We start from the raw sequence: 22,645 nt of genomic DNA, 5'->3' as shown, positions 1-22,645 counted from the left end.
TCTTGTTGTTATGGAAAAACTCAGTTGCGCCCGTACATCGTGACCACGCAGGCGCCGCCCAGGCCGAGGTTGTGTTGCAAGGCGATGTTGAGGTCTTCGACCTGGCGTTTGTCGGCGGTGCCGCGCAGCTGATGGGTCAGCTCATAGCACTGGGCAAGGCCCGTGGCGCCCAATGGGTGGCCCTTGGAAAGCAGGCCGCCGGACGGGTTGGTCACCACCTGGCCGCCGAAGGTGTTGTCGCCATCGAGGACGAACTGTTCGCCGCCACCGACGGCACACAGGCCCAGGCCTTCGTAGGTCAGCAGTTCGTTGTGGGCGAAGCAGTCATGCAGCTCCACGGCGCGCACGTCCTGTGGGCCGACGCCGGCCTGCTCGTAAACCAGCTGCGCGGCGCGTTGGGTCATGTGGAAGCCGGCATAGGCGATCATTGACGGCGGATCGAAGGACTCCACCGGATCGGTGACCATCGACTGCGCGAGGATCACCACGTCACTGCGCAGGCCGTGTTTCTTGGCGAAGGCCGGCGAGCAGATGATCGCCGCCGCCGCGCCACAGGTCGGCGGGCAAGCCATCAGGCGGGTCATCACGCCCGGCCACAGCAGCTGGTCATTCATCACGTCTTCGGTGGTCAGCACTTTCTTGAACAGCGCCAACGGGTTGTTCGCGGCATGACGGCTGGCCTTGGCGCGGATGGCGGCGAAGGTTTCCATGCGGGTGCCGTACTTCTGCATGTGTTCGCGACCGGCACCGCCGAAAGTCTTCAGTGCACGCGGCAGGTCGACGTCGCGGGTCAGGCCTTCCAGCACGTGGACCACACTGGCCCGGGTCTGTGGACGGTCATCCCAGTGCGACTTGAGCGCGCCAGCCTGCATCTGCTCGAAACCCAGGGCCAGCACGCACTCCGCCTGACCGCTCTGCACGGCAGCGCGGGCCAGGTACAGCGCGGTGGAACCGGTGGAGCAGTTGTTGTTGACGTTGACGATCGGGATGCCGGTGCGGCCCACTTCATACAGGGCGGTCTGGCCGCAGGTGGAGTCGCCAAACACGTAACCGGTGAAGGCCATCTGCACCTTGTCGTACGTTATGCCGGCGTCCTTCAGGGCCAGGCGCACGGCTTCGGCGCCCATGTCGGTGTAGCTGGGGCTGGCACCCGGCTTGGCGAAGGGGATCATGCCGACCCCGGCGACTACGACTTTTTCACTCATGGATGAATTTCCTTTTGGCATACACGTTCGGTTGTCGTACCTGCCGGCCGGTAGGTTCTTGTGGGGATTCATCCTAGGTTTGCCCATGGCGGTGCTACGACCGTCGAAGGGATGAAGTTGCGGAGGTAGTGGGAGGCGTTCCAAGGAACGTTTGGAGGGAGTAAATCGATGAGGACAGGAGACTCAACTGTAGGAGCTGGCTTGCCAGCGAAGGCGGTGTGTCAGGCGAAATGAATGTCGAATGTGCCGCCACCATCGCTGGCAGGCCAGCTCCCACATTGATCTCGGGTAGCCGCAGGTTTTGCGTTCAGCCGCTCTCACAGGTGAGTACCTGACTACTCCCCCGGACCATCCCTTCGAACGATCCCCCGCCTACTCCGCAGCATCATCCCTTCGGCGCTCGCTGAAAATTTGCACCACGCCCAGCATTACAAGAGTCCCTGTCCCTGACCTACCGAGGATTCACATGAGCGAATACAGACCCGCATGGCTGACCGAAGACCTGGCGATCTTCCAGGAATCGGTTCGTCGTTTTACCGCCGAGGAACTGGTGCCCCACGAAGAGCGCTGGGCCAAACAGCAGCACGTGGACCGTGAGACCTGGCTGAAGGCCGGCGAGATGGGCATGCTGTGCCCCGCGATCCCGGAAGAATACGGCGGCGGCGGTGGCAGCCACGCGCACAACGCGATCATCGGCTACGAACTGGCCCGTGGGATCGCCACCAGCCTGGGCACCAACGTCCATAGCGCCATCTGCGCGCACTACATCCTGCGTTACGCCAGCGAAGAGCAGAAACAGCGCTGGTTGCCGAAAATGGCCACCGGCGAAATGGTCGCCGCCATTGCCATGACCGAACCCGGCGCCGGCACTGACCTGCAGAACGTCAAGACCAAGGCCATCCGTGAGGGTGATCACTACGTCATCAACGGCTCCAAAACCTTCATCACCAATGGCTTCCACGCCGACCTGGTGCTGCTGGTGTGCAAGACCGACCCCTCCCTGGGTGCCAAGGGCATGTCGATCATTGGCCTTGAGGTCAAGGATCTGCCGGGCTTCCGCCGTGGAAGGATCCTCGACAAGATCGGCCAGAAAGGCCAGGACACCTCGGAGTTGTTCTTCGATGATGTGCGCGTGCCGGTGGCCAACCTGCTCGGCCCGGAAGAAGGCAAGGGTTTCATCCAGCTGATGCAGCAACTGCCCGAAGAACGCATGTTCATCACCATGAACGCCTTGGGCTCCATGGAGCGCGCGGTCGAGGAAACCATCAGATACACCAATGACCGTAAGCTGTTCGGCAAGCCATTGCTGGACATGCAGAACACCCGCTTCAAACTGGCGGAAATGCAGACCACCGTGACCATTGCCCGCACCTTTGTCTTCGATTGCCTGGACAAGATGGTCAAGCATGAACTGGACCCGACCACGGCCGCCATGGCCAAGTGGTGGACCTCCACGCAAGCCTGCCAGATCATCGACGAATGCCTGCAATTGCACGGCGGCTACGGCTACATGATGGAGTACCCGATCGCCCGGTTGTACGTGAACACCCGGCCGATGCGCATCTATGGCGGCTCCAATGAAGTCATGAAAGAGCTGATTGCGCGCACGCTATAAGCCCATCCACCACCCCCCTTGTGGGAGCGGGCTTGCTCGCGAAAGCGGAGTGTCAGGCGACTTCTATATTGACTGTGCCTACGCCTTCGCGAGCAAGCCCGCTCCCACAGAGCACATGCCAATGAATTCGATTCCTGAACCCTTTGAAGCTGCCGCCCACGAGGACAAACCGCTCGCCGGTTTCGTGCCGATGGGGCGCGTCGGTTTCGTGGTGCATTGCACCGGCCTTTACGTCAATGAGGAACGCTCGGTACTGGCCGCGCGCATTCGCCCCGAACACCTGAACCCGCTGGGCATCGCCCACGGCGGTTTTCTTGCGACCTTGGCGGATACGGCATTCGGCCGGGCATTGCGCCTGGCGGCAGCGACCGACCTACCCCCCGCGACCATCAACCTGAGCATGGACTACCTCAGCCCGGCCAATCTGGGCGCATGGGTCGAAGCTCACGTTCAGATTCACCGGATCGGGCGCTCGTTGTCCCATGCCAGCCTCGACCTGCTCGATGGCGAACGCCTGGTGGCCCGGGGCAAGGCGACATTTATCGGCAATACCCCAAGCCTGCACGGCAAGCCACGCCAGGGCTGATCAAACCTGCGGGTTGCCGGGAAGCTTCAGTTCCAGGTCGCGTACCTTGGCGATGGCCTCGTCGCGCCCGGTGACCTCCAGCTTGTAGAAAATATTCTTCATGTGCCATTTCACCGTTTCCGGTGACAGGTTCAGCACCCGGGCGATCTTCTTGTTGGGCAGCGCCTGGGCCACCAGAGCCATCACGTCAAGTTCGCGAATGCTCAGCACACTGGCGGTTTCGGTGTCCGGCGCCTGCTGGCTGCTGGCATCAGCTGTACGAGCGACGTCGAGAAGGCGTTGCGCGTAGAACGTCAACACCGGGTCCAGGACATGCTCGGCCATCAGCGCTTCGAGCAGCGCAGCAACCCCCGACCCCGCATCCAGCAGGCTGCGCACCAGCCCCAGGCGATGGCCCTGGCGCAACGCTTCGATCAATTGCTCGCGAGCCTGATCCACGTGCCCCCTGCCCTGCTCGATCACGGCCATTTGCACACGCATCGCCACCACCCGCCGCCATCGGCGGTTATGCTGTGACGCCTCGATCAGCGCCGGCAATGGCTCGGCCGCCGCCGAAAAATCCTCGGCATGCAGGGACCGTTCAATCGCGGCCCGGCGCGCGATGATCCGCACTTCCAGCTCAGTGCCCGATTGCGCCGCCTGGTGTGGTTGCGCCGTCTGGAGGATGCGTTGCAACGCGCCGTCCGCCGCGGATTCATCGCCGATCTGCTGCAACCAGCGCATGCGCACCAGCAGCGCACAGACCAATAGACGGTCCAGGTCATAACGGCTCGCATACTGTTCCAGGCGGTCCAGACAGCCCATGGCTTCGGTGTGCCGCCCGGCCAGCCAATGGGCCATGGCCAGCGTCTGCATGCATTGCAACACGGTGTCGGGGATCGCCACCTGCTCCAGCAGTTTCATCCGTGGCTCGAGCAACTGGCAGGCGGCGTGGTAATCGCCCTGCTCGTACAACGCCGTACCGAGCAAACCGGCGGCCATGGTGCTGACCACCAGATAGGCCACCCCATGTTTTTCGGCCTCCTCCAGCACTTCACGGTAGAGGTGCTCGGCCTGGGTGGCGCGGCCTTCGAGCGCCAGGCTCATGCCACTCATGCAGCGCCCGAGCAGGCTGCGGCGCGGCGAACCGAATGGCCGCTCGCCGCCCTCGAGGACCTCCCGCGCTTTCTCGAATTCGCCCTGGTACATGTACAGCCAGGCCAGGGTGTTGCTGCGCCCCGACCAGGAAAAGTCGTCGGCATCGTCCGGGATCGCCAGCAAGTCAGGGAGGATCGCCAGCATCGCCGCGGTGTCGTCCTGGTGAATCGCCTGGCTGCCCTTGAGCACGGTCACTGCGTGGCGCTGCCGGGGGTCAAGCCTTTCGTGGTGGGCTTGCAGATGCTGCAAGGTCTGCTGCAACGCCTGGAAATTACGCGAGTACAGTTGCAGATGAGCCATCACCACCTGCAAGCCGAAACGTTCGGCAGTCTGTTCCGCCGGCAAGCCCTTGAGCAAACCGGAGATCTGGCTGAGGTTGCCCTTGGCCAGCAAGTCATAGGCGCAGGCTTCCACGATATCGGCCGCCGCTTCGCAATCACCGGCGCGCACTGCGTGGCGCACCGCTTCATCGAGGTGCTCGTGTTCGGTGAACCAGCCCCGCGCAACGGCGTGCAGCACCTGTTCCTGCTGCGGTCGCGCCGCCAGCCGGGCACGCAATACGCTGCCCAGCAACGGATGCAGGCGGTACCAGGTTTCACGGTCGTGGCTCTTGACCTGGGTGATGAACAGATTGTCGCCATCGAGGCGGGCAAGCTGGGTCATCATGCCGGCGATGGCGTGGGGCTGGCCAAGCAGGGTCGCGCACAACGAAGCGCAGAACCGTTCGCAGATCGATGCGCAGGTGAGCAGGCGCAGATCTTCCGGCTCCAGGCGCACCAGCACTTCGCGTTCGAAATAGTCGGCAAAGCCAATGGCATCGCGAATCTGCACCCGGTCGAAGCGAGTCATCTGCTTGGCCTTGAGGTCGACGGCGAACAATTGCAGGCCGGCGACCCAGCCATCGGTCAGCTCGTGCAGCGTCGCCGCGTCGCGGGCATCGATGGCGCCCAGGTGTTCACGCAGGAACAGCTGCGATTCGCTGCGACTGAAACGCAGGTCGCGCAGGTCGAATTCGCTGACTTGACCCCGCGCGCGCAAGGCGGCCAGCGGAAATGGCAGTGCTGCCCGTGTGCCGAATACCAGGTGCAGGTTTTGCGGGGCGTAGTCGATCAGCCATTGCAATGCCTGGACGATTCGCGGCTCCTGCAGATGCTGCATGTCATCGAGCATCAGCACCAGTTCGCGCGAATGCTGGGCGATGCCCTGGACCAGGGTGATGACCCAGTGCTCGACCGCCATGTCCTGATTATCGCGACCGAGCAGAATGCCGGCATCGCGGACCTGCTCTGGCAGCACTTGCGCCAAGCTCGCTTGCAGGCAATGGCAGAAGCGGCCAGGTTCGTCGTCTTCGGCTCCCAGCGACAACCAGGCCACGTCGAAATTCATCGCCAACAGTTCCCGGCGCCAGGCCAGCAAAGTGCTGGTCTTGCCACACCCGGCAGGGCCCTGGATCACCACGCAACGTTGGCGCCGGACCTCTTGCAGGCGTAGCAACAGGCTCTCCCGAGGCACTAGCCGACGGGCCCCGCGCGGCGGTACGACCTTGGTATCGGCAATCGAGTGGTCAGCGTCCGGTGAGGAACGAGCGTCGGTGTCTTTGAGGGGCGGTAACGACATGGGAGAACACTTCCGAATGGCGAGCCAGGCGACAAACGATGTAGGACTGAGACTGTCCCGGCTGCATGAAATTTCGCAGCACATTGTAGGGCCTGACGCGGCATTTGCCGATACGGCTTTCGTCCGACACATTCCCCTGTAGGAGCTGTCGAGTGCAACGAGGCTGCGATCTTTTGATCTTGTTTTTAGAAGCAAAGATCAAAAGATCGCAGCCTGCGGCAGCTCCACAGGGGGATCGAGTGTTGATCAGGCCTTGGGTACGCCTTCGGGCCACAACAGCTTCACGGCATCGCCCTCTTCTCGATAGGCATGACAGGTGCCGATCACCCATGGGCGCACCGCGATGACCTGCTGCGCGCCCGTTTCCCGACGGCGAGAGGCCTCAGCCCGGTAGGTGGAAAACAGCGTCTGCATCGCCACGTTGGCCATGCGTTCAAGCAGTTCGGTGAGGTGGGTGCAACCGATTGCGCCACCGACGATGGCTTTCATGTTCTTTTTGAAGCCTGCGGCAATCTTCAGCCCCACCAAACCTGAGTAAACGGCCGCCGCTTCACCACAGAACTGGCTGGCACCGGTCGCTGTCACGGCTGCTATGTGCTGGATCACCATGTCGGCGTCGATGGTCATCACCAGGCGCATGTCGTGGATCGTTCCGCCTTGGGGCACGCGGTGGAACGGCAGGTCGGTCGGTTCGTTGGTCAGGTCCTGCAGGCGTCCTTCGATGTCGTACATACCATCGCTGCGCTGATAGCCCTTGCAGATGATTTCGCGGGTGTGCAGCAGTGTGCGAGTGGGCGAGTCGACAGGTTCGGTGGTCATCAATGAATTCCTTCTTGCTGCATCGCAAAAGCGTTTGAAACAGGCCGGGTACAGGTCCCCGACCGTTGTTTTCGGGTGAGTAAGCCGTGCCTGGCACGGCCGCTCAGATCACTCAGTTCTTGCCGTACAGCGTGACCACGCAGGCGCCGCCCAGCCCGAGGTTGTGCTGCAAGCCATGGCGCAAACCTTCGACCTGTCGCGCACCGGCGGTGCCGCGCAGTTGGTGGGTCAGCTCATAGCACTGCGCCAGGCCTGTGGCGCCCAGCGGATGGCCTTTGCACAACAGGCCGCCGGACGGGTTGGTGACGACGCGACCGCCGTAGGTGTTATCGCCATCGAGAACGAACTGCTCGGCGCCACCCACCGGGCACAGGCCCAGGGCTTCATAGGTCAACAGTTCGTTGTGGGCAAAGCAGTCGTGCAATTCGACCACGCGAATATCCTGGGGACCGACGCCGGCCTTTTCGTACACCGCACCGGCGGCCCGTTCGGCCATGTGCGCGCCGACGAAACCGATCATGGTTTTCGGCTCGAAGGACTCCACCGGATCGGTCACCAGCGACTGGGCGAGGATCGCCACGTCAGTGCGCAGGCCGTGCTTCTTCGCGAACGCCGGCGAGCAGATGATCGCGGCGGCGGCACCGCAGGTCGGCGGGCAGGCCATCATCCGGGTCATGACCCCTTCCCACATCAACTGGTCATTCATGACCTCTTCGGTGGTGACGATCTTCTTGAACAAGGCCAGCGGGTTGTTGGCGGCATGGCGGCTGGCCTTGGCGCGGATCGCGGCGAAGGTGCTCATCTGCGTGCCGTATTTGCGCATGTGCTCACGGCCGGCACCGCCGAAGGTGATCAGGTTGCGCGGGATGTCACCGGCGTCGCCACACAGTTCATCCTGAATCGGCAAGTAATCGCCACGGGGCAACGGACGGTCATCGAAGTTGGAGCGGGTCGGCCCCGGACGCATCTGCTCGAAGCCGACCGCCAGGGCGCATTCGACCTGGCCGCTTTTGACGGCGGCACGGGCCAGGAACAGCGCGCTGGAGCCGGTGGCGCAGGCATTGTTGACGTTGAACACCGGAATCGCCGTGCGGCCCACCCGGTACAACACGGCCTGGCCGCAGGTGGTATCGCCGTACACGTAACCGGCAAACGCCATCTGCACCTGGTCATAGCTCAGGCCGGCATCGGCCAGTGCCAGGCGTACCGCTTCGGCCCCCATGTCGATATAGCTCGGGCTCGCGCCCGGTTTGCTGAACGGGATCATGCCGACGCCGGCTACTAATGCATTTTGACTCATGACGATGTCCTTGCTGGTTTGAGGGGTGTCACAGCGCTTGTGCGATGATTTCGTGCATGGCCTTGCCGGTCATGCCGTGTTCGATCGTGGCATGGGCAATGGAATGAGTGCGCAGGCGGCCTTGGGTGGCGCGCAGGCGTGCCAGTTCCTCGGTGCATTTGCGCAGGGTGTCGCTGGCATACAGATAGGCGATCGCCGTGTGCTCAGCGCTCAATGGATGGCGCATGCGCCGCTCCAGATAGTGATCGACGAGTACCCGCAAGGCGACGGCGCGGGCCTTGATATCGGCGACTTTTTTGCGGGTGTGCTGCAGATCCCACGAACAATGGCCGCTGGTATCGGGCTGACGCAGATGGTCCAGGGTCAGGTCCAGCAGGTGTTCGAGGCGGCTGGCGGCCGCAATCGCCGCCAACAGGCGCTCCTGCGCTCCTGCCTGGCTCAAGTAATCCAGGCCCCTGCCCGCTTCGCCCAGCAGGTTGCCCGCCGGTACACGCACGTTGTCCAAGTGCAATTCGGCGGCACTCGGTTGCGCGCAGCCTGGCGCACTACGGATGCGCTGCACGCCCGGGCGACCGGTTTCAACCATGATCAGGCTGACACCCGATTCACCGTTATTGCCGTCGGTACGGCACGCGAGCAGGATCAGGTCGGCGGCGATGCCGTTGCCGACCGCGGTTTTGCTGCCCTTGATCAGGTAATCAGCGCCATGGCGCACGGCGTGAGTACGCAAGCTCCCGGGTTTGCCGCCGGGTTCGGTGACGGCCAGGGCCAGCACCACCTCGCCGCTGCAAACGCCTGGCAGCCAGCGACGCTTCTGTTCGTCGCTGGCCAACTGGGCGATGCACGGTGCGATGACGTCCGAGTGCAGTGACATCGCCCGGTCACAGGCCCCTGCCCGGGCAAACTCCTCGCGCAGCACCGCGGCATGACCCACGTCACCACCACCGCCAAATTGCGCCGGCAGGGTCACGCACAACAGCCCTTCACGACCGGCCTTCAGCCAGACCCGCCGTTCAACATCACCGGTATTTTCCCGACCCGTCAGGCGAGGCAAGTCTTCGCGCTCGAGAAAGCGTCGCACGGCGGTGCGAAACATCTCATGGTCTTCGCGGTAGAGAGTGCGTTGAACGTCCATCCGGAACCTTTGGCCATCGCCCGATTGCATGGAAAAAAACGGGAAAACCCGTTCCAGTTTGTCGAGGCAATCGTTGCATGGGACGCGGTGCATCGAGAGCCACCCTCACAGGGGGGGCGGGTTTGCAAGACGCTGTGCGTGCACAATAATCGGGCAAGCTCAATGAATGACGCCGCCGCTTAACGGCGCGCCCTGAGGGTTGCGTTAGACCAAAGTCTCGGGCAACGGCCAGACGTGGCAATATGGCCGCACTTACAAGAATAAAAAGGTCACATTGCCAGGCGGTTGCGCAAGGCGAGTGATCTGTTTGGAGGTACTTTCAATGCCAGTTCACTGGGACAATTCAATGGTCGGGCCTGCCGGCCCTGCGCTCACTGCCGCCCCGAGTGAGCCGTCAGCCTCGAGAAGTGGCTCTATCAAGTTCGCCAGTCCCAAATCGGCCGACAGCCACCTGTCGCGTTCGCGCCTGCTTGAGCAAATGGCCGACGCCGATGCGGCCCGCCTGATCCTGATTCGTGCAGCCGCAGGTTTCGGTAAAACCACGCTCATGCAGCAATACCGCGAGCACTGTCTGGCCAGCGGCAAGCGAGCGCTGTGGATCAACCTGGAGCCCGCCGACAACGACTTGCAACGTTTCGTCAACCTGTTGGACAAGGGCCTCGGCCTGCTGCCCGTGTCCGCCCGGCAGTCTGAGCGCAACGATCCGCCCTGTGCCGAGGACCTGCTGCAACTCATGGTCAGCAGCCCCTTGCCCTTTGCCGTCCTGCTCGACGAAGTCGAAGTCATCCAGAACCCCGAAGTGCTCGAGTTTCTCCAGCAACTGGTCGAGCAACTGCCCTCCGGCAGCGTCCTGGTGATGGCGTCACGCTCAACGCCGGGCATCGGCCTGGGGCGGATTCGCGCCCGTGGCCAACTGCTGGAAATCCGCCCGCAGGATCTGCGTTTCACGCTTGAAGAATCCATGGCGTTCATTCGCGGCAAACGGCAGATCCCGCTGCATGACGATGAGCTGGCCACGCTGTACCGGCGCACCGAGGGCTGGATCGCCGGGCTTTACCTGGCCAGCCTGTCGCTCAAGGACCGGGACGATCACGGCGCCTTCATTTCGTCTTTTTCCGGCTCCAACCTGGAACTGGCCGAATACCTTACCGAAGACATCCTGGCGCGACAGACCGAGGACTGCCGGGTATTCCTGATGCAGACCAGCATCCTCGAGCAGTTCTGCGTGCCGCTGTGTGAAGCGGTGACCGGGCGCAAGGACAGCCGCGCCATGATTGACCACCTCGACCGCACCAACCTGTTCCTGGTGCCGGTCGACAGCCAGCAGCAATGGTTCCGTTATCACCACCTGTTCGCCAGCTTCTTGCGCCACGCCCTGGATCGCCTGTACCCGGGCATGGCACAAACCCTTCATGAAACCGCTGCGCATTGGTTCTTCGATGCCGGGCAACCGATCCCCGGCGTCGAACACCTGTTCAATGCCGGTCTCCTCGATGAAGCCGCCGACGGTTTGAACCGTCACCTCGATACCCTGATCGACAGTGGCCGCACACGCCTGCTGCTGCGTTGGCTGGATCGGATTCCAGAGGCGACTCGCGACCGCTATCCGCTACTCAACCAGGCCTACGCCTGGCTGCTGGCAAGCACTACACGTCTCAAGGACGCGATGCACGTCGCCGAACGTCTGGCGCACCAGTCGGGGCCGGCCTATGCCTATGTGCCGAAGGTCGTGGAATGTTTGCGCCTTGGGGTGACCGATCAGGCCGAAGCCTGTTGCCGCAGGGGCGTCGAACTGCTTGAGTGCATGCCTGCCGACGAAGTGCATTTATACATCGTGCTGGCCAATTCGGTGGCGATGAACATGGTTGCCAGCGGTCGCTACGATGAAGCACGCAACCTGTTGTCCAGTGCATTGCAACGTGACTCGCGGGTTCATTCGAGTTTTCTGCGCCACATCTTCCGGGTCAACGAGAGCACCCTGGACCTGATCCAGGGCCGCTTGAGCAATGCCCTGGTGCGCATGCACAGCACGCCGGAGCGAACGCAAAACACCGGCCAGGGCAAACCACACGAAGCCAAGCTGTCGCTGGATATCCTTCATGGCCTGCTGCTGTACGAGAACGGCAACTTTGCTGACGCGCAAAAGTATCTCTCACGCTGCCTGTTTTTTGCCAAGCAGGTCAGTTCCCCCGAGAACCAGATCATCACCCACGTGCTGACCGCACGTATCGCCTACAGCCAGGGCGATCGCACCACCTGGACCCGCTGCCTGGTGGAGCTCGAGCAGATCGGCCGCCAGGTCGGCTCACACCGCGTCCAGTGCTCTGCCTGGCTGGAGCGAGCCCGAGTGGCGTTGCTCGAACAGCGCCTGGACACGGCGCTGCAAGCCCTGCATTCAGCTGACCTTGCCGGCGATTGGGACCGTCCCGACTTCATCCGCATCGCCAACGACGTGGACACCCCGAGTATCGCCCGACAACGCTTGCGCATTGTCCAGGGTGAAGGTGCGGCGGCAGCCAAGGCCTTGCGCACGGCGATCGAGCAGGCGCGGCACTGGCAACATCACCGCCGCGAACTGAAGCTGCAGATTCTCCTGGCGCTCGCATTGGACAGCCTCCAGCAACCACAGGAGGCCTTTCAGGCGCTCGGTGAAGCGCTGCGCCTGGCCAGCCATGACGGCTTCTTCGCCACGTTCATCGAAGAAGGCGAGCGCATGGCCGGGCTGTTGCAACGCTGGGCCACGACCGGCAAGGCACGCTGCAAGGAGCTGGGGATCGACTGCGGATTCGTCGACAGGCTGATGCAACTGTTGGATGTCAGCGACGGCAACATGGAAGATGCGCGCAAGGACAACGGCGCCCACGAAGTGCTGACGGTGCGCGAATATCAGATCCTGCAACTGCTGGCTGCCGGGCATCGTAACCGCGAGATCGCCGAGAAGGTGTTTCTCTCCGAGTTCACGGTCAAATCGCACCTGCAGAAGATCTACGCGAAACTGGAGGCCAAGGGGCGCACGGAAACCCTGGCCATTGCCCGCACGCGGGGCTGGATCACCTGAAAGACCGGCGTTCATCGCGGGGGTGGCCCGCGATGAGCCGATCAGGAGGGCTACGGCTTGATGCGCTCCTTCAAGTGACTGGCCGGAATGGCGACCAGCAACACCACCGCACCCACCACCAACACACCCGCGATCACATCGAACGCCAGGTACAGGTCCCCGGTCGCCGTCTTGATCGCGCCTACGACAACCTGGCTGATAACGCCGGCAAGGCCGCCAATGCAGCTGATGACCGCAATGCCCACCGCCGCCGCCGAAGGTGACAGCAAGGCCGGTGGAATACTCCAGAACAGCGACAGCGCGGACATGGCGGCGGCGGCACCGATACTCATGAACACCAGCGACAGCAGCAGATGATCCTGGACCGGGCCCAGCAGGAAGAAGCAGATTGCGCTGAGCAGCAGGGTCAGGCTCACATGCCAGCGACGTTCCAGGCGTTTGTCCGAGCTGCGGGCCAGCAAGTACATGCCGATCAAGGCACCGGCATAAGGCACGCTGGCCAACAGGCCGATGGTTTTCAGGTCATGCACACCGAATCCGCGAATCAATGTCGGCATCCAGTAAGACACCGTATTGGAGCCACTGTAGATGCAGAAGAACACCAGCCCGGCGACGTACACCCGGGGATTGCGCAGCACTTGCGCCAGGCTGGCATTGGGCATGTCTGCCGGGCGCCCCTGGGCAAGACTCGCCGCCAGGAGGTGTTTTTCCTGCGGCGTGAGCCAGCGTGCATCGTCCGGTTTATCGACCAGCCAGAACCAGCCGAACAGCCCCAGCAGCATCGCCGGGACGCCTTCGAGTACAAACAGCACCTGCCAGTCGCGCAGGCCCAGCCAGCCATGGAAATGGCTCATGATGATCCCGGCGAGCGGCCCGCTGACGATGCCGGCAATCATCGCCGCCATCAGGAACACCGCGGTGATGCGCGCACGCAGTGCGGGCGGGAACCAGTACGTCAGGTACAGGATGACGCCGGGGAAGAAACCGGCCTCGGCCACGCCCAGCAGAAACCGCGCGACAATCAACTGGTTCGCCGTGGTGACAAAGGCCGTGGCCACCGTGACCATGCCCCACAGCACCATGATGCGAGTGAGCGTGGCCCGGGCACCAATGCGCTGCAGGTACAGGTTGCTCGGCACTTCGAACAGGATGTACCCCAGGTAAAAAATACCGGCGCCGATGCCGTAGGCGGCATCCGTCAACCCGATGTCTTCGGCCATGCGTAACTTGGCAAAGGATACGTTGAGCCGGTCGATGGTATTGATGGCGTAGGCCAGGACCAGGTACGGCAACAATCGCAGGATGACCTTGCGGTAAACCGCACGGGTTTCCTCGACCGAATAATCGGCTGTCGCCGGCAGGTAGTGCTCTGCTGCGTGGCTCATGTGGCGCTCCTTTCCATGGTTGAAAACACCTCCCCTGTAGGAGCGAGCTTGCTCGCGAAGAACGCAAGGACAACGCGATTATTCAGAAAGAACGCGTCATCGTTGACGTCCATCGCGAGCAAGCTCGCTCCTACAGGGTGTTGGGGGGGACGGTGTTTTTTAGAGGGCTTGTTCGAGTTCCGGAACCGCTTCGAACAGGTCCGCCACCAGGCCGTAGTCCGCCACCTGGAAGATCGGGGCCTCTTCGTCCTTGTTGATGGCGACGATGATTTTCGAGTCTTTCATGCCGGCCAGATGCTGGATCGCCCCGCTGATGCCGACCGCGATGTACAACTGCGGCGCGACAATCTTGCCGGTCTGGCCGACCTGCATGTCGTTGGGCACGAAACCTGCGTCGACTGCGGCACGGGAAGCCCCGACCCCGGCGCCGAGTTTGTCGGCGAGGCTGTACAGGTATTGGAAGTTGTCGCCGTTTTGCATGCCTCGCCCGCCGGACACGACGATCTTCGCGGCGGTCAGTTCCGGACGATCGGATTTGGCCAGCGCTTCGCTGACGAAAGCGCTGACGCCAGCCTCGTGGACGGCCCCAACGACTTCAATGGCAGCGTTGCCACCCTCGGCGGCCACTGGGTCGAAACCGGTGGCACGTACGGTGATCACCTTGACTGCGGCACTCGATTGCACGGTGGCGATGGCGTTGCCCGCGTAGATCGGGCGCCTGAAGGTGTCAGCGCTCTCCACCGAAATGATTTCGGAGATCTGGTCGACGTCCAGCGCAGCCGCTACGCGCGGCAGGATGTTCTTGCCGTTGGAGGTCGCCGGCGCCAGGACGTGGCTGTAGATGGTGTGTTGCTCGATCACCTGGCTGACCACCAGTGGCGCGATGTTTTCCGGCAGTTGATGGGCGTAGGCCGGGTTGTCGGCCAGCAGCACTTTGGCCACACCGGCGATTTCAGCGGCGCTTTCAGCCAGGGCGCCAATACCCTGCCCTGCCACCAGCACATGGATGTCGCCGCCGATTTGGGCAGCTGCAGCCACGGTATTGAGCGTGGCCGTGGCAATGGAGTTGTTGTCGTGCTCAGCGATTACCAGGATTGCCATTCAGATCACCTTCGCTTCGTTCTTCAGTTTTTCGACCAGTTCAGCCACCGACTTGACCTTGATGCCGGCGCTGCGTGTGGCAGGCGCCTGGACTTTCACGGTCTGGTTGGTGGAAACCGTGGACACGCCCAAGGCCTCGGGGGTCAAGGTTTCAAGCGGCTTTTTCTTGGCCTTCATGATGTTTGGCAAAGAGGCGTAGCGCGGCTCGTTCAAGCGCAGGTCGGTGGTGACGATGGCCGGCAGCTTCAGTGCAACGGTTTGCATGCCGCTGTCGATTTCCCGGGCAACGATCACCTGGTCGCCGGCGATCTCGACGTTCGAGGCGAAGGTGCCCTGGGCGAAACCGGTGAGTGCGGCGAGCATCTGCCCGGTCTGGTTGTTATCGCTGTCGATGGCTTGCTTGCCGAGGATCACCAGTTGCGGTTGCTCCTGGTCGACCATGGCCTTGAGCAGCTTGGCCACTGGCAGCGAACTCAGCTCGTCATTGCTCTCGATCAGGATGGCGCGGTCGGCGCCCAGTGCCAGCGCGGTGCGCAACTGTTCCTGCGCGGCAACAGGACCGACACTGACCACCACGACTTCGGTGGCAATACCCTGCTCTTTCAGACGTACGGCTTCTTCCACGGCAATTTCGCAGAAGGGATTGAGGGCCATTTTGACGTTAGCGAGGTCGATGCCGGACTGGTCCGCCTTGACGCGAACCTTGACGTTGAAATCGACCACGCGCTTGACGGCTACGAGGACTTTCATCAGATAACTCCAAAAAGTGGATAGCTTCTTTTTGTAGGAGCGAGCTTGCTCGCGAAAAACTTGAGAACGACGCGTTTAATCAGGACGCACGCGTTATCGTTGACGTCCATCGCGAGCAAGCTCGCTCCGACAGTTGTGGTGCGTTGACCGCAATACCTGCGAATACCGATCAATTGGCAGGTGCAGGCTTCTGCAGCCCCATCAGCGCTTTCTTCACCGCCAGGCTCTGGTAGTTGATATTGCCGGGGTTCAGGCTGACGCCTTCCTGGAACGGGTACTGGCCCAGCGTGGCCATGAAGGCCTTGACCTTGGCCTGGATCGGCACCAGCAACCACGCCTGGTCCGCGGCCCAGCGCTTGGCCATTGGCGATTCCTTGCGCGCCGTCTGGAACGGGTCGGCCAGCAGGTTGGTCAACACCGGCACGTTGGTGACCTTGCGCGAAGCGCTGGCGAAATCCCCGGTCATTTGCGCGAACGCCAACCGCCACTCGCGCCAGCGGATCGCATCCAGATCGCCGCCCATGCTGAAGTAGAAATATTCCTCGCGCGGACTGTCCTTGACCTCGCCCTTGAAGAACGGCAGGAAGTCATAGCCATCCAGGTGCACACGGAACTGCTTGCCGTTGAGCTGCGTGCCCTTGGCCAGGTCCGCCACCAGGTTCGGTGCGCCCGCCGCCGCGGCCAGGGTCGGCATCCAGTCGTTGTGGGCAATCAGGTTGTTCATATGGGTGCCGGGCTTGAGTACCTTCGGCCACTTGACCAGCAACGGCACACGATGCCCACCTTCGTTGGAGGTGCCCTTCTCGCCGGCAAACGGTGACGTGCCGCCATCGGGCCAACTGAATTTCTCCGCGCCGTTGTCGGTGGTGTAGATCACGATGGTGTTGTCGGCGATGCCCAGGTCATCGAGCTTCTTGAGCAACTGACCGACCTGCCCGTCATGCTCGACCATGCCGTCGGGGTACAGGCCGACGCCGGTCTTGCCTTCGGACTCTTGCTTGAGGTGGGTCCAGATGTGCATGCGGGTGGCGTTGAACCAGACAAAGAACGGCTTGTCGGCCTTGTGCGCCTTGTCGATGAAGTTGTTGGTGGCCTGCACCAGCTCGTCATCGATGGTTTCCATGCGTTTGCGGGTCAGGGGACCGGTGTCTTCGATCTTGCCGTCGGCGTAGGAATGGATCACACCGCGCGGCCCGTATTGCTTCCTGAACGCCGGGTCCTTGGGGTAGTAGTAGGTTTCCGGCTCTTCCTCGGCGTTCATGTGGTACAGGTTGCCGAAGAACTCGTCGAAGCCATGGTTGGTCGGCAGGTGCTTGTCCCGATCGCCCAGGTGGTTCTTGCCGAACTGTCCGGTGGTGTAGCCCTGTTGCTTCATCGCGTCGCCGATGGTCGGTGCCCAATCGGGAATGCCGTGATCGGAACCGGGCATGCCGATGGTCAGCAGGCCGGTACGGAAAGGGTGTTCGCCCAGGGCAAACGCTGCGCGACCTGCGGTGCAGGACTGCTCGCCATAGGCATGGGTAAACAGCACGCCTTCCTTGGCGATACGGTCGATGCTGGGCGTTTCATAGCCCATCATGCCCTGGTTGTAGGCGCTGATATTGAAGATGCCGATGTCATCGCCAAAGATGACCAGCACATTCGGTTTGTCGGCGGCAGAACTGCAGACCGACACGGCCAGCAACGTGCTCGCGACGCTCAGGTCGCGCAGCCAACGCCAAGATCTCGTCATCATGTCTTGCTCCTTGTTTTTATTGTCTTGTCTGGATCGAGCGCGCCTGGCTGGAAAACAGGCGCGCGGCGTGAGTGTCAGGCGTCCTGCATGAGCGCGCTGTAGGCCTGCAAGTGATGGTCGTCGTCACCGAACTGGCGGGCGATCATCAGCAAGTGCTTGGCGTGGTGCGACAGCACGTATTCCCAGGTCAGGCCGATGCCGCCGTGCAACTGGATGCCTTGATCGGCGACGAAGCGCGCGGCACGGCAGACGGTGTATTTGGCGGCGGCCAGGGTGCGGTTGCGTTCTTCGCTGTCCGGCTCGTTAGCCACACAGGCAGCGAGCAGGGTCATGGAAGTCGCCTGGTCGAGCTCGATGTACATGTCGACCATGCGGTGCTGCAGGGCCTGGAATTTGCCGATGACCTGGCCAAATTGCTTGCGTGTCTTGAGGTAATCCAGCGTCAGCGCGCAGGTGGCTTGCAGGCTGCCGACGGCTTCGGCACATTGTGCGGCGATGGCCCGGCCCTGCTGGTAACGCAACGCATCCAGGGCCTTGCCCTGTTCGCCCAGTACCGCGGCGCTGCTGACGAACACGTTGTCCAGGAACAGGTCGCACGCCCGGCGGCCGTCCATGGTCGGGTATTCGCGCACACTCACGCCCGGGGTGGACGGATCGACCAGGAACAGGCTGATGCCCGCCTCGTCACGCACATCCCCGGACGACCGCGCCGAGACCAGGATCAGCCCTGCACTCTGCCCGCCCACCACCACCGACTTGCGCCCGTTGAGGGACCAGCCGCCGGTGGCCGCTTCGGCGCGGGTCTGTACATCGTGCAGTTGGTAGTGGCTGTGCGGCTCTTCGACGGCCACCGCCAGTTGCAAATCGGCGCTGGCCACCTGCGGCAGCAGTTCACTCTTTTGCGTCGGGCTGCCCAGTTGATCGATCAGGCCACCGGCAAAGATCACCGAATGCAGCCAGGGCTCCAGGCACAGGCCGCGTCCCAGTTCCTGGGCCACCAGCATCACATCCACGCCATTGCCACCGAAACCGCCGACGTCCTCGGCGAACGGCACCGACGTCAGCCCCAGTTCGCCCATCTGTTGCCAGAACTCGCCACTGAAGCCCTTGGCGCTGTCGCGAAACTGCTCGCGCTGCTCGAACGTGTAGGTGTCGCGCACCAGCCGTGCGGCGGTGTCTTGCAGCATTTGCTGCTCTTCTGAAAGTTTGAAGTCCATGGACTGCCCCTTAGAGTTCGAGAATCATCTTGGCGATGATGTTCTTCTGGATTTCAGTGGAACCGCCGTAGACCGAGGCTTTGCGCATGTCCAGGTACTGGCAGGTGGAGGAATTGCTGAACTCGCTATGCAGCAGTTCACCTTCATGGTCGTAACCCAACTCGTCCTTGAGGAACGGGTTGGCATAGGCCCCCACGGCTTTGGTCAGCAGGTAGGTGATGGCCTGGCGAATCTCGGTGCCCTTGATTTTCAGGATCGAGCTTTCCGAACCGGGAACACCGCCCTCCTGGGCCGAGGCGAGGATGCGCAGGTTGCTCATGCCGATGGCCATCAACTGGATTTCCACGTCGGCGATCTGCGCACGAAAGTGCGGATCTTCGATCAGTGGCTTGCCGTTGCGCCGCTCTGCCCGGGCCACCGCTTTGAGCCGCGACAACATGGCCTTGGCGATGCCGATCCCGGCGATCGTCGTGCGTTCGTGGGTCAGCAGGTACTTGGCGCAGGTCCAGCCCTCGTTTTCGCGGCCCACCAGGTTCTTCACCGGCACCCGCACGTTGTCGAGGAACACTTCGTTGACGTAATGCCCACCGTCGAGGGTGATGATCGGCCGCACGGTGATGCCCGGGCTCTTCATGTCGATCAGCAGGAAGGAAATGCCCCGTTGCTGCTGCGCCTCGGCATCGGTGCGCACCAGGCAGAACATCCAGTCGGCCATGTGACCGGTGGACGTCCAGGTCTTCTGGCCGTTGACCACGTAGTCGTCGCCGTCACGCACCGCACGGGTACGCAGGCTGGCCAGGTCAGAACCGGCGCCCGGCTCGGAATAACCCTGGCACCACCAGTCGTCGCAATTGAGGATGCGCGGCAGGTAATGGGCCTTTTGTTCTTCGGTGCCAAACTTGATGATCACCGGGCCGACCATGTTGATGCCGAACGGCACGATCCGTGGCGCACCGGCGACCGAGCACTCTTCGTCGAAAATATGCTTCTGCACGGCAGTCCAGCCGGTGCCGCCCTGCTCCACCGGCCAGCTCGCCGCCAGCCAGCCCTGGTCATTCAGGGTGCGCATCCACAGCACCTGGTCGGCTTTGCACACCGATTTGCCCTGGTTGATCCGGTCCGCGATGTCTTGCGGCAGATTGGCCTTGAGAAATGCGCGCACTTGCTCGCGGAACGCCACTTCCTCGGCGCTGAAATGAATATCCATCTGATACCTCGATGATGAGTCGCCAGCCTGGGGCCGGTCTTGTGGGAGGACGACTGAATGGGCGTGCCGTCGCCGGCATGAGCCGGCGACGACGGCGCAGTCATTGATCGAAGACGATGACCGAGCGTGCCAGCTCACCACGGCGCAATTCGTCGAAGGCCTCGTTGATCTGCTCGAGCTTGATGCGCTGGGAGATCATTTCGTCGAGCTTGAGCCGGCCCTGCATGTAGAAGTCGGTCAGGCGCGGCAAGTCCACGGGGAAACGGTTGGACCCCATGAACGAACCCTGGATGCGGCGCTCGTGCAACATGGCCATGGGGTCCAGCTCCAGTTTTACCCCGGGTTTGATCATGCCGATGATGGTTGCGGTGCCGCCCCGGGCAAGCATGCCGAAAGCCTGTTCGGCGGTTTGCTTGAGGCCGATGCACTCGAACGCGTGATGCACGCCGCCTCGGGTCAACTCCAGCACCTGCGCAACGGCGCTGCCGTCCTTGGCATTGACCACATCGGTGGCGCCAAACTGCCTGGCCAGTTCCAGCTTCGAATCGAGCATGTCGATGGCGATGATTCGCCCGGCACCCGCCAGCGCCGCGCCGTTGATGGTGGACAGGCCGATACCGCCGCAGCCGATCACCGCGACCGTTTCACCCGGGCGCACCTTGGCGGTATTGAACACCGCGCCGGTGCCGGTGGTGACCGCGCAACCGAGCAGCGCCGCGCGGTCGAGCGGCATGTCGCGGCGAATGGCGACCAGCGCGTTCTCATGCACCAGCATCTGTTCGGCATAGGCCGACAGGTTGATGAACTGCGTCATCGGTTTCTGCACGTAGGTCAGGCGTGACTCTTCATCGGCACGACGCTTGGTGTCCGGGGACACGCACAGCGACAGGTGCCCGGTGACGCAATGCTCGCAGTGGCCGCAATAGGCTGACAGGCAGGTCACCACATGATCGCCCGGCTTGACCGTACGCACTTCGCAGCCCACTTGCTCGACGATGCCGGACGCTTCGTGACCGAGCACCACCGGCATCGGGTACGGATAGGCGCCATCGACGAAATGCAGGTCGGAGTGGCAAACGCCCACCGCAACTGTGCGCACCAGCACTTCCCGTGGGCCGGGCTTGCTGATACCGACCTCTTCGATGATCAGTGGCGTACCGGGGGCATGTAGAACGGCAGCTTTCATATTTTTATTCTCTTTTTAAGCAGGATGTGGCCGGCGATGGCGAACGCATCCGCCATGCCAGTGGTTGTCTTAGCGCTTGATCATCGAACCGACGAACTGACGTACCTGTTCGCTGTACGGAGGACGCATCGCGTCCGGCCCATCGACAGCGCGCAGTACCGATTTGCCGTGGCTGAAGGTGCGGAAGCCGTCAATGCCGTGGTAGCAGCCCATGCCGCTGTTGCCGACGCCACCGAATGGCAAGGTCTCGACACCACCATGGCGCAGCACGTCGTTGAGGGTGACGCCACCGGAGGTGGTGCGATTCAGTACGAACGCCTCTTCGCCGGCATCGTTGCCGAAGTAGTACAGGCCCAACGGACGCGGACGCGAATTGATGTAGCTGACCACTTCGGCGAAGGAGTTGTAGGTCTTGAACGGCAACAGCGGGCCGAAGATCTCGTCCTGCATGACCTGCAGTTCATCACCGGGGTTGCGCAGCAGGGTCGGCACCATCTTGTGGTGCGGCTGGCCACTGAAATCCTCATCGGCCGGGTTCAGCTCGATCAATTCGACGCCTGCTTCGCGTGCCTCGTTGAGGTAACCGTGCAGGCGCTCGAAGTGTCGGGCGTTGATCAGCGAGGTGTAATCCGGGTTTTCGAGCAAGGTCGGGAACAGGGTGGCAACCACTTCGCGGACCGTTGCAATGAACGCTTCCTGTTGCTCCTCGGGCACGAATACATAGTCCGGCGCCAGGCAGATCTGCCCGGCGTTGTGCAGCTTGCCGGTGAGGATTTTAGTGACAGCGACTTTGAGGTCGGCGGTGCGCGAAATGATGGTCGGCGACTTGCCGCCCAGCTCCAGCGTGACCGGCACCAGGTTCTCGGCGGCGGCGCGCATGACGTGCTTGCCGATGCTGCTGGCACCGGTGAACAACAGGTGGTCGAAGGGTTGCTGGCTGAAGGCGTGGCCAATGTCAGGGCCACCGGTGATGATCGCCACTTCGTCTTCGGCATAGACTTCGCGGAAGATCCGCGCCAGCAACGCCGAGGTTTTCGGGTTGTATTCCGACACCTTGATCATCACCCGGTTGCCGGCGGCCAGGGCACCGGCCAGTCCGTTGAAGACCATGTTCCCGGGGAAGTTCCAGGCCGTGAGAATGCCCACCACGCCCAACGGCTGGTACTGCACCCAGGCCTCGCCGCGGTCGGTGGCCCTCTGGTCCGGCTGCATCCATTCGGCAATTTTGGCCTTGGTATACTTCAACGATGCCAATGGCCCCAGAACATCGAGCATGCGCGAGAAATCGGGGCTGCGATGACCGAAGTCCGCCGACAGGGCTTCGATGATGTCGTCCTGGTAATCGACCAGCAAGCCGATGGCCCGGTCGATCAATTCGCAGCGTTGCTCGGCCGTCCACGGCTCACTGGCAAGGCTTGCGGCACGTTGCTTGTCCAGGATCACGCGAATATCGGCAGCCTTCAGGTTTTCGTTGGCACTCATGGTGTTCGGACTTCCATGCAAGGGTGGGCGGTTGGGGAGCTGCCAATCCGGTGTTGGCCCGCTACACTGGCGGGCTCGAACCATGAATCGGGTGTCGCTCATGACAGGCG

Annotated in this window: 16 protein-coding genes; 3 read left to right on the top strand and 13 right to left on the bottom strand. The window is 62.4% G+C overall.

Annotation, left to right across the window (positions count from 1 at the left end):
- Window positions 1–20: 20 nt before the first annotated feature.
- The gene (locus tag ACM6I6_RS16015) at window positions 21–1,205 is read right to left on the bottom strand and encodes a lipid-transfer protein (RefSeq protein WP_274075243.1); all 1,185 of its coding nucleotides are present in this window, start codon (window positions 1,203–1,205) and stop codon (window positions 21–23) included.
- 466 nt (window positions 1,206–1,671) lie between these two features.
- On the opposite strand from ACM6I6_RS16015, the gene ACM6I6_RS16010 reads away from it, so the two are divergent.
- Together ACM6I6_RS16010 and ACM6I6_RS16005 are read left to right on the top strand one after the other, a co-directional pair.
- Window positions 1,672–2,820 (top strand): acyl-CoA dehydrogenase family protein, encoded by a 1,149-nt coding sequence (locus tag ACM6I6_RS16010; protein ID WP_406590751.1) that lies wholly within the window; start codon window positions 1,672–1,674, stop codon window positions 2,818–2,820.
- Window positions 2,821–2,941: 121 nt separating this feature from the next.
- Window positions 2,942–3,406, top strand: a complete 465-nt coding sequence (locus ACM6I6_RS16005) for a PaaI family thioesterase (RefSeq protein WP_274075245.1) — start codon at window positions 2,942–2,944, stop codon at window positions 3,404–3,406.
- On the opposite strand, the gene ACM6I6_RS16000 is transcribed toward ACM6I6_RS16005, so the two are convergent.
- From ACM6I6_RS16000 to ACM6I6_RS15985, 4 genes are all read right to left on the bottom strand, one after another.
- Window positions 3,407–6,160, bottom strand: a complete 2,754-nt coding sequence (locus ACM6I6_RS16000; protein ID WP_274075246.1) for a LuxR C-terminal-related transcriptional regulator — start codon at window positions 6,158–6,160, stop codon at window positions 3,407–3,409.
- 246 nt (window positions 6,161–6,406) lie between these two features.
- Complete coding sequence (locus ACM6I6_RS15995; protein ID WP_274075247.1) at window positions 6,407–6,979, bottom strand: DUF2889 domain-containing protein; 573 nt, start codon at window positions 6,977–6,979, stop codon at window positions 6,407–6,409.
- Between the two features lie 112 nt (window positions 6,980–7,091).
- Window positions 7,092–8,279 carry a lipid-transfer protein gene (locus tag ACM6I6_RS15990; protein ID WP_414920214.1) on the bottom strand — a complete coding sequence of 396 codons (1,188 nt, stop codon included), beginning with the start codon at window positions 8,277–8,279 and terminating at the stop codon, window positions 7,092–7,094.
- 28 nt (window positions 8,280–8,307) lie between these two features.
- Window positions 8,308–9,414, bottom strand: a complete 1,107-nt coding sequence (locus ACM6I6_RS15985) for an acyl-CoA dehydrogenase family protein (RefSeq protein ID WP_414920213.1) — start codon at window positions 9,412–9,414, stop codon at window positions 8,308–8,310.
- A 322-nt stretch (window positions 9,415–9,736) separates the two neighbouring features.
- Here ACM6I6_RS15985 and ACM6I6_RS15980 point away from each other — a divergent pair, with 322 nt between their 5' ends.
- Complete coding sequence (locus ACM6I6_RS15980; protein WP_414920212.1) at window positions 9,737–12,472, top strand: LuxR C-terminal-related transcriptional regulator; 2,736 nt, start codon at window positions 9,737–9,739, stop codon at window positions 12,470–12,472.
- A 50-nt stretch (window positions 12,473–12,522) separates the two neighbouring features.
- On the opposite strand, the gene ACM6I6_RS15975 is transcribed toward ACM6I6_RS15980, so the two are convergent.
- The 8 genes from ACM6I6_RS15975 to ACM6I6_RS15940 form a co-directional block, all read right to left on the bottom strand.
- The gene (locus tag ACM6I6_RS15975) at window positions 12,523–13,857 is read right to left on the bottom strand and encodes an MFS transporter (RefSeq protein ID WP_274075251.1); all 1,335 of its coding nucleotides are present in this window, start codon (window positions 13,855–13,857) and stop codon (window positions 12,523–12,525) included.
- A gap of 159 nt (window positions 13,858–14,016) precedes the next feature.
- A complete protein-coding gene (locus ACM6I6_RS15970) occupies window positions 14,017–14,958 on the bottom strand; it encodes an electron transfer flavoprotein subunit alpha/FixB family protein (protein WP_414920211.1) in 942 nt (313 codons plus the stop codon).
- Window positions 14,959–15,708, bottom strand: coding sequence for an electron transfer flavoprotein subunit beta/FixA family protein (locus ACM6I6_RS15965; protein ID WP_414920210.1), 750 nt, complete (start codon window positions 15,706–15,708; stop codon window positions 14,959–14,961).
- Window positions 15,709–15,877: 169 nt separating this feature from the next.
- Window positions 15,878–17,443: an arylsulfatase gene (locus ACM6I6_RS15960; RefSeq protein ID WP_406590744.1), complete on the bottom strand. Its 1,566-nt coding sequence runs from the start codon at window positions 17,441–17,443 to the stop codon at window positions 15,878–15,880.
- 74 nt (window positions 17,444–17,517) lie between these two features.
- A complete protein-coding gene (locus ACM6I6_RS15955) occupies window positions 17,518–18,660 on the bottom strand; it encodes an acyl-CoA dehydrogenase family protein (protein WP_274075255.1) in 1,143 nt (380 codons plus the stop codon).
- A 10-nt stretch (window positions 18,661–18,670) separates the two neighbouring features.
- Window positions 18,671–19,867: an acyl-CoA dehydrogenase family protein gene (locus tag ACM6I6_RS15950; protein WP_274075256.1), complete on the bottom strand. Its 1,197-nt coding sequence runs from the start codon at window positions 19,865–19,867 to the stop codon at window positions 18,671–18,673.
- 100 nt (window positions 19,868–19,967) lie between these two features.
- On the bottom strand, window positions 19,968–21,053 hold the full coding sequence (locus ACM6I6_RS15945; RefSeq protein WP_274075257.1) for a Zn-dependent alcohol dehydrogenase: 1,086 nt from the start codon (window positions 21,051–21,053) through the stop codon (window positions 19,968–19,970).
- A 69-nt stretch (window positions 21,054–21,122) separates the two neighbouring features.
- Complete coding sequence (locus ACM6I6_RS15940; RefSeq protein ID WP_406590741.1) at window positions 21,123–22,535, bottom strand: coniferyl aldehyde dehydrogenase; 1,413 nt, start codon at window positions 22,533–22,535, stop codon at window positions 21,123–21,125.
- Window positions 22,536–22,645: the final 110 nt, after the last annotated feature.

Source organism: Pseudomonas sp. IT-P218 (assembly GCF_949767605.1).
GTDB lineage: Bacteria > Pseudomonadota > Gammaproteobacteria > Pseudomonadales > Pseudomonadaceae > Aquipseudomonas > Aquipseudomonas putida_AE.
Note: the sequence above shows the minus strand (reverse complement) of the source record. Positions and strands in the feature narration are given on the sequence as shown.

Bases quoted from the DNA above. Each gene is read 5' to 3' on its own strand.
- ACM6I6_RS16015 (WP_274075243.1), bottom strand. From the start codon at position 1,205: ATGAGTGAAAAAGTCGTAGTCGCCGGGGTCGGCATGATCCCCTTCGCC.
- ACM6I6_RS16010 (WP_406590751.1), top strand. From the start codon at position 1,672: ATGAGCGAATACAGACCCGCATGGCTGACCGAAGACCTGGCGATCTTC.
- ACM6I6_RS16005 (WP_274075245.1), top strand. From the start codon at position 2,942: ATGAATTCGATTCCTGAACCCTTTGAAGCTGCCGCCCACGAGGACAAA.
- ACM6I6_RS16000 (WP_274075246.1), bottom strand. From the start codon at position 6,160: ATGTCGTTACCGCCCCTCAAAGACACCGACGCTCGTTCCTCACCGGAC.
- ACM6I6_RS15995 (WP_274075247.1), bottom strand. From the start codon at position 6,979: ATGACCACCGAACCTGTCGACTCGCCCACTCGCACACTGCTGCACACC.
- ACM6I6_RS15990 (WP_414920214.1), bottom strand. From the start codon at position 8,279: ATGAGTCAAAATGCATTAGTAGCCGGCGTCGGCATGATCCCGTTCAGC.
- ACM6I6_RS15985 (WP_414920213.1), bottom strand. From the start codon at position 9,414: ATGGACGTTCAACGCACTCTCTACCGCGAAGACCATGAGATGTTTCGC.
- ACM6I6_RS15980 (WP_414920212.1), top strand. From the start codon at position 9,737: ATGCCAGTTCACTGGGACAATTCAATGGTCGGGCCTGCCGGCCCTGCG.
- ACM6I6_RS15975 (WP_274075251.1), bottom strand. From the start codon at position 13,857: ATGAGCCACGCAGCAGAGCACTACCTGCCGGCGACAGCCGATTATTCG.
- ACM6I6_RS15970 (WP_414920211.1), bottom strand. From the start codon at position 14,958: ATGGCAATCCTGGTAATCGCTGAGCACGACAACAACTCCATTGCCACG.
- ACM6I6_RS15965 (WP_414920210.1), bottom strand. From the start codon at position 15,708: ATGAAAGTCCTCGTAGCCGTCAAGCGCGTGGTCGATTTCAACGTCAAG.
- ACM6I6_RS15960 (WP_406590744.1), bottom strand. From the start codon at position 17,443: ATGATGACGAGATCTTGGCGTTGGCTGCGCGACCTGAGCGTCGCGAGC.
- ACM6I6_RS15955 (WP_274075255.1), bottom strand. From the start codon at position 18,660: ATGGACTTCAAACTTTCAGAAGAGCAGCAAATGCTGCAAGACACCGCC.
- ACM6I6_RS15950 (WP_274075256.1), bottom strand. From the start codon at position 19,867: ATGGATATTCATTTCAGCGCCGAGGAAGTGGCGTTCCGCGAGCAAGTG.
- ACM6I6_RS15945 (WP_274075257.1), bottom strand. From the start codon at position 21,053: ATGAAAGCTGCCGTTCTACATGCCCCCGGTACGCCACTGATCATCGAA.
- ACM6I6_RS15940 (WP_406590741.1), bottom strand. From the start codon at position 22,535: ATGAGTGCCAACGAAAACCTGAAGGCTGCCGATATTCGCGTGATCCTG.